The sequence below is a fragment of the Gammaproteobacteria bacterium genome, from assembly GCA_013214945.1.
Taxonomy (GTDB): Bacteria; Pseudomonadota; Gammaproteobacteria; order Enterobacterales; family Psychrobiaceae; genus Psychrobium.
Map to the genome: position 1 here is coordinate 76,307 of JABSRT010000018.1, position 14,037 is coordinate 90,343.

The 14,037-nt window shown below is 43.0% G+C and carries 11 protein-coding genes; 5 read left to right on the forward strand and 6 right to left on the reverse strand.

Annotation, left to right across the window (positions count from 1 at the left end; translation table 11 throughout):
* Positions 1-16: 16 nt before the first annotated feature.
* Positions 17-1,546 (reverse strand): SulP family inorganic anion transporter, encoded by a 1,530-nt coding sequence (locus HRU23_14315; protein ID NRA55315.1) that lies wholly within the window; start codon positions 1,544-1,546, stop codon positions 17-19.
* Positions 1,547-1,760: 214 nt separating this feature from the next.
* Positions 1,761-2,711, reverse strand: coding sequence for a chemotaxis protein CheV (locus tag HRU23_14320; GenBank protein ID NRA55316.1), 951 nt, complete (start codon positions 2,709-2,711; stop codon positions 1,761-1,763).
* A 274-nt stretch (positions 2,712-2,985) separates the two neighbouring features.
* On the opposite strand from HRU23_14320, the gene HRU23_14325 reads away from it, so the two are divergent.
* Complete coding sequence (locus HRU23_14325) at positions 2,986-3,408, forward strand: DUF3010 family protein (protein NRA55317.1); 423 nt, start codon at positions 2,986-2,988, stop codon at positions 3,406-3,408.
* Positions 3,409-3,479: 71 nt separating this feature from the next.
* Here the strand turns inward: HRU23_14325 and HRU23_14330 are convergent, their stop codons facing one another.
* A complete protein-coding gene (locus HRU23_14330) occupies positions 3,480-3,758 on the reverse strand; it encodes a hypothetical protein (protein ID NRA55318.1) in 279 nt (92 codons plus the stop codon).
* A gap of 61 nt (positions 3,759-3,819) precedes the next feature.
* Between HRU23_14330 and HRU23_14335 the strand changes: the two genes are divergently transcribed.
* A complete protein-coding gene (locus tag HRU23_14335) occupies positions 3,820-4,329 on the forward strand; it encodes a M48 family metallopeptidase (GenBank protein ID NRA55319.1) in 510 nt (169 codons plus the stop codon).
* A 46-nt stretch (positions 4,330-4,375) separates the two neighbouring features.
* The gene (locus tag HRU23_14340) at positions 4,376-5,416 is read left to right on the forward strand and encodes an aminoglycoside phosphotransferase family protein (GenBank protein NRA55320.1); all 1,041 of its coding nucleotides are present in this window, start codon (positions 4,376-4,378) and stop codon (positions 5,414-5,416) included.
* A gap of 34 nt (positions 5,417-5,450) precedes the next feature.
* On the opposite strand, the gene HRU23_14345 is transcribed toward HRU23_14340, so the two are convergent.
* Positions 5,451-6,677 (reverse strand): MFS transporter, encoded by a 1,227-nt coding sequence (locus HRU23_14345; GenBank protein NRA55321.1) that lies wholly within the window; start codon positions 6,675-6,677, stop codon positions 5,451-5,453.
* 194 nt (positions 6,678-6,871) lie between these two features.
* On the reverse strand, positions 6,872-10,588 hold the full coding sequence (gene metH / locus HRU23_14350; GenBank protein NRA55322.1) for a methionine synthase: 3,717 nt from the start codon (positions 10,586-10,588) through the stop codon (positions 6,872-6,874).
* 493 nt (positions 10,589-11,081) lie between these two features.
* Between metH and HRU23_14355 the strand changes: the two genes are divergently transcribed.
* A complete protein-coding gene (locus tag HRU23_14355; GenBank protein ID NRA55323.1) occupies positions 11,082-11,786 on the forward strand; it encodes an SDR family oxidoreductase in 705 nt (234 codons plus the stop codon).
* A gap of 48 nt (positions 11,787-11,834) precedes the next feature.
* Positions 11,835-12,536, forward strand: a complete 702-nt coding sequence (locus HRU23_14360) for an aspartate/glutamate racemase family protein (GenBank protein NRA55324.1) — start codon at positions 11,835-11,837, stop codon at positions 12,534-12,536.
* A 644-nt stretch (positions 12,537-13,180) separates the two neighbouring features.
* On the opposite strand, the gene HRU23_14365 is transcribed toward HRU23_14360, so the two are convergent.
* Positions 13,181-13,864 carry a MaoC family dehydratase gene (locus tag HRU23_14365; GenBank protein NRA55325.1) on the reverse strand — a complete coding sequence of 228 codons (684 nt, stop codon included), beginning with the start codon at positions 13,862-13,864 and terminating at the stop codon, positions 13,181-13,183.
* Positions 13,865-14,037 lie beyond the last annotated feature (173 nt).

Below are 14,037 nucleotides of genomic sequence, written 5' to 3' on the forward strand. Positions count from 1 at the left end.
AGTGCAATTAGCTAAATTAAGCTAGCTTGTCAGAAGCGACGTGATAGGTAGGATCTTCTATCAGGTTAACTTCCACTAAGTCACTGGCTTTCTTGAGTAAAATAGTACACTCAGGGCTTAAATGACGTAGGTGTAAGCGCTTGCCTTGGGCTTTGTAACGTTCGGCAATAAAGTCTATCGCTTCAACGCCAGAATGGTCATAAACTCGTGAGTCTTTAAAATCAATAATGATGTCGTCTTGATCATCGATAAAGTTAAATTGCTCTTTAAACGAGGCAATAGCACCGAAAAATAACGGCCCTTCAACATGGTAAACGGTCCAGTTGTTTTCGTCGATTGAACGGGTAACAGCCACATGCTTAGCGTGTTGCCACGCGAAAACCAATGCCGAAACAATCACGCCAACAATAACGGCAATTGCCAAATCACTGGCGACGGTAACACCTGAAACTAAAATAAGAATAAAGGCATCTGATTTTGGAATCTTCTTAATTTGCTTGAAGCTAGACCATTCGAACGTTGCGATAACGACGATGAACATCACGCCAATTAATGCAGCCAACGGGATTTGTTCAATTAATGACGATGCAAACAAAATGAAACCTAGCAATGCTAGTGCTGCTACTACGCCAGACGTACGACCACGTCCACCTGAGTTAACATTGATCATTGACTGACCAATCATTGCACAGCCGCCCATACCACCGAAGAAACCAGTAACAGTATTAGCTAAACCCTGCGCCATACACTCTTTATTACCCTTACCACGAGTTTGAGTTAATTCATCAATCAGGGTAAGCGTTAGTAGCGACTCAATTAAACCAATCGCGGCTAAAATTGCGGCATAAGGGAAAATGATCACCAAGGTGTCCCAATTAAATGGAACATCAGGTATGCTAAATTCAGGTAAACCGCCAGCAATTGACGCAACATCGCCAACAACCTTGGTGTTTAAATCAAGACCGACTACGGCAAGCGAAACGAGTACGATAGCAACGAGTGCTGAAGGCACTGCTTTGGTGATTTTTGGTAAAAAGTGAATAATGGCCATGGTGGCGGCGACTAGGCCAAGCATCATATAGAGAGCTTCACCTTGCATCCATTGTAAAACCCCATCGCTATCAAGCTCTTTGAACTGACCTAACTGCGCGAGGAATATCACAATCGCTAAGCCATTAACAAAACCTAACATCACCGGGTGCGGCACAATGCGAATGAATTTACCGAGTTTAAACACCCCAGCTAATATTTGTAATATGCCCATTAATACCACTGTCGCAAATAGATATTCAACGCCGTGGGTTACGACTAACGATACCATTACTACAGCTAATGCACCTGTTGCGCCAGATATCATGCCTGGTCGGCCACCAAAAATAGCAGTAATAAGTCCAACGATGAAGGCGGCGTATAAACCAACGAGAGGGTCAACCTGGGCAACTAGTGCAAATGCAACTGCTTCGGGGACGAGTGCAAGGGCAACGGTAAGGCCCGACAAAACATCAGCTTTTTGGCTAATGACTTTATTAATATGTATCTTAAGCATGTAGGTATCTTTTAGTGGTGTTGGAGATATTTAGCGCAAATTAAATACGTTAAAAAAGGCGCTAAATTGTAGAGAATCTGGACAAAAAGTCAACCAATATTACTGATTGGTTGACTTTTTGTCGAAGTCAAAGCAGAGCCTTGAGTAGTTATACTAATCCGCATTGGTAGGTGATCTTACTGTACCGGCACGTCATTGCTCATTCAGTTTGATATTAGGCAGTTTTTGCCAATTTATCGCGCATTCGTTCTTGCACAATCTCAACCAGTTTATCGGGTTGAAATTTAGATACGAACTTATCACAGCCAACTTTCTCAACCATCGCATCATTAAAACTGCCACTTAGAGATGTATTTAATGCAATGTATAAATCCTTTAAATCGGGATCACTACGAATTTCATGAGTTAGCTTATAGCCATCCATTTCGGGCATCTCGGCGTCGGTGATCATCATTAAAAGGTCTTCGGTTACATTAATGCCTTCGCTTTGCCATTTTTTTAGCTTATTTAATGCTTGTAAACCATCCGAGGCTTCGATGACTTGAATACCAATCGAAGTTAATGTTTCACGTACTAGATTACGTGCGGTGGATGAATCATCGACGATCAGAATCTTTTTCCCTTGCAGATCTGTAACTATGTCTTTATCTAGTATGCCTTCACTGACACTTGTATCGTAAGTCACAATTTCGGCAAGTACTTTTTCAACATCAATGATCTCAACAATCCGGTTGGCATCTTGATAATCAATTTGAGTTATCGCGGTAAGGTAGTGATTACGACCCGCAGTTCTCGGCGGCGGCTGAATCGTATTCCACGTTGTGTTGACAATTTGTTCTATTTTTCCGACCAAAAATCCCTGTGTTGTTCGGTTATATTCAGTAACTATTAAATTCTCTTCACAGGCGTTATCAATATTTCGCATGCCAATGGCACCGCGTAAATCAATGACAGGAATAGTATTACCACGGATATTGATAACACCTTTAATATTGGGATTCGAGTTTGGCAACACAGCAATATGTGGCACCCGTACAACCTCCTGAACCTTAAATACATTTATTGCAAATATTTGATTTGAACCAAGTCTAAACAGTAACAGCTCTAATCTGTTTTCACCCACAAGTTGGGTTCGTTGATTTACCGTATCCAGCACACCAGCCATAGTAAAATCCTTTTTATTTCTTTTGAAATAATAATAAAAAATCGTTTATTAACGATAAACAATTTTGGACACAAATACCAATCAGTGATGACACTATATCAAGGTATATAATTTTTCATTATACACCAGCGGAGTTCTTAGAGCGAAATGTCAGCTGATAGGGGGAATTAATTGCTCTAGATCGCTAATGGCGAGTCTTTGCGTTTTTCTTCGGGCTGAAATCAGTCTATAATGGCGGCCAATGATATATAAGTAATACTTTCTAGGGAAAAAAATGAGAATCTGTGCGGTCGAATTTAAAGACAATATGGCAAACATCTGCATTTTGCAGCAAGAAAACGATGTATTCGACATTCCTGATTGTCGTCAGCAACGTTTTTCAGTACAAAACGTTAACGATAACGAACAGTTAAAAGAGTTTCAGTTCTCGTTCTTCAAATTAATGGAAGATTATCAAGTAGAACGAGTGGTTATCGCTGAACGAATTTCAAACGGTAAACATGCGGCTAAAATGGCAACGTTCAAGTTAGAAGCTGTATTACAGGTATCTGACAAATATAATGTTGACCTAATCCCATTAAGTGTACTTAAGCAGTGGATAAAACGTTCACCACCACCAGTAGAATTTAAGCAAACTGGGTTAAAGCCATTCCAAGAACAGGCATTTTTAACGGCCTATTACTACCTTAGCCACTAAGTTAGTTTGCGTAGCAGGTAGACTAATACCAATTACATTTAATTTATGGGATTGGTATAACTTCTTAACAGTTAAGCTACCCGCACTCGTACCACGTTCATCACTTCGATCGTGAATCCGGCAACCGTCTGTGTTGCTGGATAGTAAGTAAGATTAACTCGCGCACCAGTCAATTCTCGATATCGTTTTTTTCGTTTGTATTTAAATGGCACATCGACATTAGCCAGCATTAGGGTATTTAAAAACCAATCACCTTGCTGACGCTGCTGGTGCGAAACTACTTTTACGTCTTGAGAGTGCGTGAGTTTTTGGTGCGTTTGCAATAATTTGTCGACCGGGGATTTTGCCATATAATACAATGTTCTCGTGTTTAGCCTTGAGACATATTACACCAACGGGTATTACAATAAAATGTCAAAGCAATTAACTTATTTACAGGGCTATCCAGCGACCATTGTTGAGCAGACTCAACAATTACTTGATCAGGACAAATTGGCACAGTACTTATTAGCGCGTTATCCACACCGACATCAAGTGACAACAGACAAAGCGCTTTATCAATATGTTCAGCAGCTTAAATCACAATATATCCGTCAGTCAGCACCGATCAGCAAGGTGGTATTTGACGACAAAATTCATGTGATAAAAAATGCTTTAGGCACTCATACTTTTGTTAGCCGAGTTCAGGGTAATAAATTAAAAGCTAAAAATGAAATTCGCGTAGCTAAGGTCTTTAAGCAGGCGCCGCTAGAATTTTTAACCATGATAGTGGTTCATGAGTTGGCCCACGTCAAAGAAAAAGAACATAACAAGGCGTTTTACAAACTGTGTCAGTACATGGAACCGAATTACTTTCAGCTAGAACTTGATTTGCGACTGTACCTAACCCAGCTCGAACTCGTGGGCAAGATTTATGACTAAATGTTATTGGGTACAGCCCCAACCAAAAGTTAAGGTAAAATAAACCATGAATTTGTCAGCACCAGAAATAATAGCGGCGTTAAGTTTATTTAGTCTGCAACCGAGCAAAGTACAGTGGCAGCCGCTGGGCAATGGCCTGATAAATCAAACGTTATTGGTTGACGACAACGGCGATAAATTTGTATTACAGCAGATTAACCAGCAGGTGTTTCCTAGCCCTAATGCGGTGGTCGACAATGCAATGTTAATTAACCAATGTCTTAAAGACCGCGGCGCTGCGTATTCCTTAATTTCAATTGCGCCGCTGCCAAGTTTGCACGGCAACTTGCTTGAGAAAATTAATGGTCAATATTGGCGCGCTTTTGAATTTGTCACTGGCAGTCACAGCATTGACGAAATTAATGATCCGGTGATTGCCCATGCTGCCGCCAGTGCTTTTTCTCACTTTAGTAGTGCTTTAGCGCCATTAAATCCGGCATTGCTAAAAGACGTCATTGCCAAATTTCACGATGTAACGTATCGGCTCGATAACCTCAGTGCGGCGGTCACGCTTAATAAGGCAGGGCGGGTTGAATCAGCGCAGGGTTTGCTCGCGCAACTTAATAACCAACAAGATTTTATTACGTTAATGCTTGATACTCTTTCAATCCTGCCGCTGCGGGTAACGCACAATGATACCAAGATTAATAATTTACTCTTTAATGCTGATAACAAGCCATTGGCGGTGATTGATTTAGATACCTGCATGGCGGGGTATTTATTGCATGACTTTGGCGACATGGTACGTTCTTGCTGCAGTAGTTTGGCTGAAGATAGCCCCGACATAAAGCAGATGCGGTTTAAGCCCGATATTTATGATGCGTTATTGCAGGGTTATATTACTGGCGCCAATGGTGAAATTACCGAGCAAGAAATTGCCTCATTACCTTTAGGGGCTCGTTTGATGCCCTTAGTATTAAGTATGCGATTTTTAACGGACTATCTCGAAGGCGATAACTATTTTAGCACCCAATATCCGACCCATAATTTAGTCAGAGCGAATAATCAGTTTAAGTTATATCAGTTGACGACGGCAATGCTGTCGTAGGAACACCCAAATTAGGTGTTCCTAAATGGTGATGTTAAGCCGTGCTCACTTGAATTTGGGCACGTACTCGAGCGACAGGGCGTTCGTCGATAAAAATATGGATTAGCGCGGTAAGCAACGCGATGCCAGCAGCGGTCCACCACACAATATCGTAGGTGCCTGACTCATCATAAATATAACCACCTAACCACACCCCTAAAAACGAACCTAGCTGATGGTTTAAAAACACAATGCCGTATAAAGTGCCCATGTGTCTAAGGCCAAACATTTGGGCTACCAGTCCTGAAGTTGGTGGCACGGTCGCCAACCACAAAAATCCGGTCGCAATTGAAAATAAATAAACCGTGATAGTGGTCATTGGCACCAGCATAAATAAGGTAATGACAATGGCACGTAAGGCGTAAATTATGCCCAATAGATTCTTCTTTGAATATTTACCCGACCAAGAGCCAAATAGTAAACAACCAAAAATATTAAACAAACCAATCAGTGATAAGCTGGTGACCGCGACAGAGGTATCAAATCCTTGATCGCTTAAAAACGCCGGCATATGTACGGTAATAAAAGCGAGTTGAAAACCACAAACAAAAAAACCGGCAATTAATAGCCAATAGTGAACGTGACCCGTGGCCTCTTTTAATGCTTGCGGCAGGGTTTGGCCGTCATCAATATTAGCTTGTGAGCCTGTGGTTGGCACGCTGCGAAAAGGGGCTGAAAAAAACATCATACATAAAGCGCCGCCTGCCATTAGCAACAACGCAATTTGCCAGCCATAACTGGTAATAAAACTTTGCGCCACCGGAATTAATAACAGCTGACCCGCAGAGCCTGCCGCAGTGCCAAGTCCTAAGGCGAATGCTCTTTTTTCTGGCGCAACCATTTTGGCCAATGCTGGCAAAACAATACCAAAGCCAGTCCCTGAAATACCCATGCCAATTAATAAACCAGCGCCGATATTTAGTTCCCACACACTGCCTGAAACAGAGGTTATATATAAACCTAATGCATAGAGCAAGGCACCAATAATTAAAGTGCGCACGGTGCCAAACTTGTCAGCAAACGCACCGGCTGCCGGTTGAAATAATCCCCAGCACAGGTTTTGTAATGCCAATGAAAAAGCAAAAACTTCACGCCCATAGCCAAATTCTTGAGAAATAGGGGCCATAAAAAAGCCTAATGACGAGCGTAAACCAAAGTTTATCGCCAACAAAACACAGGCAAAAGCGACAAAAACGCTTAATAGTTTGATAGGGGTTGCCATCGTTGGATCTTCCGAAATAGTGTGCAGTTAAATGAGCAACAACTATACACTTAAAATTAACGATGAGTATTTTTTAACAACAGCAAGTTGTTAGACGTTTGTCTAGTAAGGACGCAATTTAGTCAATTGATTTATCAGGTATAAGCATCATTGTTTGGATATGATGCTTTATACCTGAGCTGTGATTGAATAATTTATTCGGGATCATAACCCAAAATTGGTGATAACCAACGTTCGGTTTCGCTAATGCTCATGCCTTTACGTTTGGCGTAATCGTCGACTTGATCGCGCTTGATATCCGACACGCCAAAGTAACGAGACTCTGGGTTGGCAAAGTACCAGCCAGAAACCGCAGCGGTAGGGTACATCGCAAAACTTTCAGTAATGTTAAGGCCAATTTCTTGATCCGGTTGTAATAAATCCCATAACAAGGCTTTTTCGGTATGATCCGGACAAGCAGGGTAACCAGGCGCCGGACGAATACCTTTATATTTTTCACGGATCATCGCTTCGTTATCGAGTTGCTCATCGCTGGCATAACCCCAAAACTCCTTACGAACACGTTCGTGCATATGCTCGGCAAAGGCTTCGGCTAAACGATCGGCCAATGATTTAAGCATAATCGCGCTGTAATCATCTTGCGCGGCTTCAAAGCGTTCAATATGTTCGTCAATGCCAATGCCGGTGGTTACTGCAAAGCCGCCCATGTAATCGGGCACTTTAGAGTCTTTGGGTGCGACAAAATCGGCGAGGCAGAAGTTGTTATTGCCAATGCGCTCAATTTGCTGACGTAGATGGTGAGTGGTCATTACCACGTCATCACGATTTTCGTCACGATATATTTCAATGTCGTCGTCATTAACGGTATTGGCCGGATAAAGTCCAATCACTGCGCGCGCGGTTAACCATTTTTGCTCGACAATTTGAGTTAACATAACTTGGGCATCAGCAAACAGCTTAGTTGCTTCTTCGCCAACAACCTTGTCGGTTAAGATATTAGGGTATTTACCATGGAGCTCCCACGAACGGAAAAACGGGGTCCAGTCAATGCGTTCAAGCAGCTTTTCAAGCGGGTAATCTAAAAACACCTGTTTGCCCATGATCGCTGGTTTGATTGGTGGGTTGTCGGTGTAATCATAGGTACTTTTATTTTCTCGCGCTACCTTGAGGCTAATTAAGGCCTTACGTTGCCCTTGCGCTAGGCGCTTAATGCGCATCGCGTCATATTCTTGATAATGCTCATCGATGCATTGCTGGCGTGTAGCTGGGTTAATTAATTTGGTCACAATAGGCACTGCACGCGAAGCATCGGCAACATATAACGCGCCATGTGCGTAGTGCGGGGCAATTTTTACCGCGGTATGAATTTTAGAACAGGTTGCGCCGCCAATTAATATCGGAATATCAAAACCTTCACGGGTGAAGGCTTTAACGTTATGGACCATTTCATCTAAACTTGGCGTGATTAACCCTGATAGCCCAATAACATCGGCATTGTGCTCTTTGGCGCATTTCATGATCGCTTCCACACTCACCATCACGCCTAAATCAAAGACTTCATAACCGTTACATTGCAATACGATGCCAACGATGTTTTTACCGATGTCGTGGACATCGCCTTTAACCGTTGCCATGACTATTCTGCCGTTAGAGGTTATCTCTGTTTTTTCGGCTTCAATGTAAGGATTTAAATAGGCGACCGCTTGTTTCATCACACGAGCCGATTTTACCACTTGCGGCAAAAACATTTTACCGGCGCCAAATAAGTCACCAACAATGTTCATACCGTCCATTAATGGACCTTCAATCACCTCGATTGGGCGGCCACATAATTGGCGTACTTCTTCAGTATCGGCAACGATAAACTCATTAATGCCTTTAACGAGTGAGTGGGCTAAGCGCTCTTTAACAGGCAACTCGCGCCAGCTAAGATCGGGGCCGGTACTTTTCGACCGAGTGCCAGCGCCAATATATTCTTGCGCAATTTCAAGCAACCTTTCCGTAGCATCGTCGCCTTTATTAAGCACCGCGTATTCAACTGCGTCACGTAAGTCTTGGGGAATGTCGTCATAAATCGCCAGTTGGGCGGCGTTAACAATGCCCATGTTCATGCCTTCCTTTATCGCGTAATAAAGGAATACGCCGTGAATAGCTTCGCGCACGGGATTATTGCCACGGAACGAAAACGATACGTTTGATACCCCGCCAGACACACCCGCGTGTGGTAAGTTTTTACGGATATAACGAGTCGCCTGAATAAAATCGACGGCGTAGTTATTGTGTTCGTCAATACCGGTGGCAATGGCAAAAATGTTTGGATCAAAAATGATGTCTTCGGGTGGGAATCCCACTTTGTTGACTAAAACATCGTAAGCGCGGTGACAAATTTCAATTTTTCGCTGTAAGGTATCCGCTTGACCGTCTTCATCAAAGGCCATCACAATAGCCGCGGCGCCATAACGTTTAATTAGGGTTGCGTATTTAATGAAGAGCTCTTCGCCTTCTTTTAACGAAATAGAGTTAACAATGCTTTTACCCTGAACACATTTTAGTCCGGCTTCAATCACGTCCCATTTCGAGGAATCAATCATAATTGGCACGCGGCAGATATCAGGCTCAGAGGCGATCAAGTTTAAAAACTTAACCATTGCTTCTTTTGAGTCCAGCATGCCTTCATCCATGTTGATATCGATGATTTGCGCGCCAGCTTCAACTTGATGAGCGGCCACTTGCAAGGCCGTGATGAAATCTTCTTCTTTAATTAAGCGTAAAAATCGCGCCGAGCCAGTAACATTGGTTCGTTCACCAACATTGGTAAACAGCGAACTTTCATCTGTGTTGTAAGGCTCTAAGCCAGCTAAACGACTTTTAATTGGTAGTTTTGGTGGCACACGCGGTACTAGGGCCGACAACTTGTCACTAAATTGCTGAATATGTGCCGGGGTGGTGCCACAACAACCGCCAACAATGTTTAAAAAGCCACTGTGGGCCCATTCATCAATGTGCGATGACATTTCAAGGGCACCAAGATCGTAGCCACCAAACTCATTAGGTAAGCCAGCATTAGGGTGTGCGCTAATATAACACTCACAAATGCGCGATAATTCTTCAACGTATTGGCGCAGTTCATCTGGCCCTAAGGCACAGTTTAAACCAATGCTTATTGGGTTAGCGTGGCGCAGCGAGTTATAGAAAGCTTCTGTTGTTTGACCCGTTAGGGTACGGCCTGACGCATCGGTAATGGTGCCTGAAATCATAATTGGCAGTTTATAACCTATAGTTTCAAACAGCGTTTCAATCGCAAACAAGCACGCCTTGGCATTAAGGGTATCGAAAATTGTTTCGACCATTAATATATCGGCGCCGCCCTCAATTAAAGCTTGCGCCGATTCAGTGTAAGCTTCAACCAATATGTCGAAGGTGATATTACGAAATGACGGATCGTTAACATCGGGCGAAATACTACAGGTTCTGTTCGTTGGGCCTAGTACACCCGCAACAAAACGAGGCTTGTCAGGGTTGGCAGCCGTAAACTCATCGGCGACCTTGCGCGCGAGTTGGGCTGATACTAGGTTAATTTCTCGCGAGTGTGCTTCCATGCCGTAGTCGGACATGGCGATGGTCGTTGAGTTAAAGGTGTTGGTTTCAACAATATCGGCGCCGGCTGCAAAATAAGCGCGGTGAATTTCACTAATGGCGTCGGGTTGAGTTAACGACAGCATGTCGTTGTTGCCCTTAACTGCACTGGGCCAATCTTTAAATTGCTCGCCGCGAAACTGCTCTTCGGAAAAATCATGAGCCTGAATCATTGTGCCCATTGCGCCATCGAGGATCATGATACGACGGGCTAATATTTCGTCCAACTCTGATCTTACTTGCTCGAAATGTGCTTGCTTGCTCAACTGACTCATCTTAAAACTACCCTATAAAAATTTACTAAATGCCAACATTAAAAGCAACATGATAGACGTTTAGACGTCTGAATGATTGTGATACTACGTTGCTTTACCCTAAATTACGAGAATTAATTTATACAGTACAATCACTGCAGTATCAAAAATAAGGTAGTTATATTGTTAGAACCTTTTGTACCAAAATGTCAGCAATTGAACTGGTTAGCTAATAAATGCCATTAAAGGCTGATTTTAATGTGTTTTAGACACCAAATATTACAATTTTTGTCGAGTTAATTGCAGGTGTGGTTAATAAGTGCTCATTTCGGGGCGGTATATTCGATGTTGCAATAACAGCCTAAGACTAAAAACCGCATCAATGCCAGCGTATTTAGATTTTAATATCGTGTTACCTATTGGTAACAATTAGTTATCGTAATAGTATTGAGCAACTACTCTGGACAAATTATTTCATAAATCATTCTAATCAATCAAAGTGAAAGGTAACAAGATGAAGCTAACTAATAAGACCGCGCTCGTTTTTGGTGGCACTTCAGGTATTGGTCTGGCGACGGCGTCGCTGCTTGCGGCACAAGGCACCACTGTTATTGCGATTAGCCGAAACCCGGATAAAGCTGGCCCATTACCAGCAGGCGTTACGGCCAAACAATGTGATGTGCTTGACCGTGAGGCGTTGGCAACGTTATTTGAAGAGTGCGCTCCCTTTGATATTTTAGTCAGTGCGGCGACGGGCGGCTCAAGGGCTATTGGTCCTTTTCTTGATATGGATCTCGACGGTTATCAAGCGTCATTTGACAAGTTATGGGGCTATACCAATGTGGTGCGCTTAGGCACCAAGCACCTGAGTGACGACGGCACTATTGTCTTGGTCAGTGGTACCCCAGCCAGAAAAGCCAAACCCGGACAAGTCGCTTTGTCGTCGGTCGGCGGTGCTGTTGAAGCCTTTGTTAAAGCGGTTGCCCCAGAAATTGCGCCAAAGCGCTTAAATGTGGTGGCCCCAGGGGTTATTGATACACCGATGGTATCATTACAAGGTGAGTCGCGTGAGGAGTTATACCGTAATAATACCGCTAATCACTTGATCTCTCGTGCGGGGCGCCCAGAAGAAGTGGCACAAGCCATTGTATTTTTGATTGAGAATGATTTTGTGACTGGCACGACCATTGATGTCGATGGCGGTTGCTTATTGTCATAATAAATCGCTAATAACTAATTTGTAATAATTAAGGAGTAACCAAGTCTCATGAAAACAATTGGTTTAATCGGTGGCATGAGCTGGCAGTCCACGGTTAGTTATTATCAAGCGCTCAATCAGGGAGTACAACAAGTACTTGGTGGCTTACATAGTGCAAAAATCTTACTCCATAGTGTCGATTTCTCACCGATAGAGCAATTGCAACATCAGGGGGATTGGGACGAAACAGCAAATATTCTAATCAGCGCGGCGCAGGCCGTTGAAGCTGGCGGCGCAGATTTTTTGTTAATTTGTACCAATACCATGCATAAAGTTGCACCAGAGGTTGAGGCCGCCATCACCATACCGTTACTGCATATTGCTGATGCGACAGCGATGGCGTTACGCAGTGACAATATTACCCGAGTCGGCTTGCTCGGTACTAAATTTACGATGGAACAAGATTTTTACAAATCGCGGCTAACTGATGAGTTTGGGATTGAGGTGCTGGTACCTAATGAGTCACAGCGCCAAGTCGTGCACGACATTATATATAACGAGTTATGTTTGGGAGTAATTCGAGATGAATCGCGCGAGCACTATTTAACGACTATCGCGCAGTTATTTAAGCAAGGGGCCCAAGCGGTGATTTTAGGCTGCACCGAAATATCATTGTTAGTGGCTCAAGCTGACACTGATGTCGTTCTGTACGATACCACGGCTATTCATGCGAACCACGCGGTAAAACTAGCATTGAGCGACCATCAATAGAGTTCCGATTAATCTGATTATTGAGCACTTTAGTACAACAGAGCCCAAACCATTAGAATTACGGCAAAGCCGTTAAATATGGAATAGCATGAGCTTATGTTTTATAAGTGATTGTTATTGAATTTGCAGATACAAAATGTTCTGGAAACATTTTGAGCGCCGTTTGCGGCGACCTTTGGTGGAATACACGGATGTATTCCATAATAAAGCTGCGGTTTAATGACAAAAGGCGCAAGAGTAATATACCCAAAATCATTGGAATTGCAGTGCAGCCGTCAAATATGAAATAGCATGAGCTTATGTTTTATAAGTGATTGTTATTGAATATGCAGATACAAAATGTTCTGGAAACATTTTGAGCGCCGCTTGCGGCGACCTTTGGTGGAATACACGGATGTATTCCATAATAAAGCTGCGGTTTCAATGATGAAAAGCGCAATAGTAATATACCCAAAATTATTGGAATTGCAGTGAAGCCGTCAAATATGGAATAGCATGAGCTTATGTTTTATAAGTGATTGTTATTGAATATGCAGACACAAAATGTTCTGGAAACATTTTGAGCGCCGTTTGCGGCGACCTTTGGTGGAATACACGGATGTATTCCATAATAAAACTGCGGTTTCAATGATGAAGGGTAGCGCTTAATTAAAATATAAGCGCAGTACTGTCTCTGCAATACAAGCAACACGTTTGCTATTTTCTATCTCAATGCTCACTTCGCTAATCACTTCAATACTGCGTTTCATTGGGGTTAGGCCAATTAATCGGGTGCGGGCGCGCACTCGGGTACCCGATTTTACCGGAGATGGAAATCTAACTTGATTTAGACCGTAGTTGACCGCCATTTTGGCGTTCGGATACGGGTTGCGATCGGGGTTGACGGTATCGGTTAGCGTTGGGATCAAGGCCAAGGTTAAAAAGCCATGCGCGATGGTTGTTTTAAATGGCGATTCGGCTTGAGCACGCACTGGATCGGTATGGATCCATTGGCTGTCTCCCGTTACTTTGGCGAATTGATCGATGCATTCTTGATCGACCATATGCCACTCGCCGAGAAAGGTTTCTTCACCAAGTTGTTGTTTTAACTCAAGGTACATTTGCTCTGTTTGCGCTGACATCACCAGTGGTTTACTGGTCAGATCGGTACTTTTGTCGTCATCATGTGGCGCAAATCGTGACATCCACGGATTATTAAGGGTGTTGGTAAAAGTATCGTTGAGCAGTTGTGACCAATCTTTAATCTTTGGCTCTAGCAAAGCTCTAAACTCCGCGTTGCTCTGTTGAAAATCCATTTGTTTTTGCTTGATAAACTCAATTACTTTCATGTTACTTCCTGTGGCTCCGATCCCATCATATGACAGACTAGATCCTACTATATCTGTTAAGTAATCGCACGGGCTGATGTCAAAATACTTGATCTGTAACATTGGGTGATGACGTTATTTCAACTCAATAATCTGATGAAGAAATTAAATTGAAATAACGCTATTGTGGCTAA

Excerpts from the sequence above, each read along its gene's own strand:
- HRU23_14315 (NRA55315.1), bottom strand. The coding sequence starts at position 1,546 with ATGCTTAAGATACATATTAATAAAGTCATTAGCCAAAAAGCTGATGTT.
- HRU23_14320 (NRA55316.1), bottom strand. The coding sequence starts at position 2,711 with ATGGCTGGTGTGCTGGATACGGTAAATCAACGAACCCAACTTGTGGGT.
- HRU23_14325 (NRA55317.1), top strand. The coding sequence starts at position 2,986 with ATGAGAATCTGTGCGGTCGAATTTAAAGACAATATGGCAAACATCTGC.
- HRU23_14330 (NRA55318.1), bottom strand. The coding sequence starts at position 3,758 with ATGGCAAAATCCCCGGTCGACAAATTATTGCAAACGCACCAAAAACTC.
- HRU23_14335 (NRA55319.1), top strand. The coding sequence starts at position 3,820 with ATGTCAAAGCAATTAACTTATTTACAGGGCTATCCAGCGACCATTGTT.
- HRU23_14340 (NRA55320.1), top strand. The coding sequence starts at position 4,376 with ATGAATTTGTCAGCACCAGAAATAATAGCGGCGTTAAGTTTATTTAGT.
- HRU23_14345 (NRA55321.1), bottom strand. The coding sequence starts at position 6,677 with ATGGCAACCCCTATCAAACTATTAAGCGTTTTTGTCGCTTTTGCCTGT.
- metH (NRA55322.1), bottom strand. The coding sequence starts at position 10,588 with ATGAGTCAGTTGAGCAAGCAAGCACATTTCGAGCAAGTAAGATCAGAG.
- HRU23_14355 (NRA55323.1), top strand. The coding sequence starts at position 11,082 with ATGAAGCTAACTAATAAGACCGCGCTCGTTTTTGGTGGCACTTCAGGT.
- HRU23_14360 (NRA55324.1), top strand. The coding sequence starts at position 11,835 with ATGAAAACAATTGGTTTAATCGGTGGCATGAGCTGGCAGTCCACGGTT.
- HRU23_14365 (NRA55325.1), bottom strand. The coding sequence starts at position 13,864 with ATGAAAGTAATTGAGTTTATCAAGCAAAAACAAATGGATTTTCAACAG.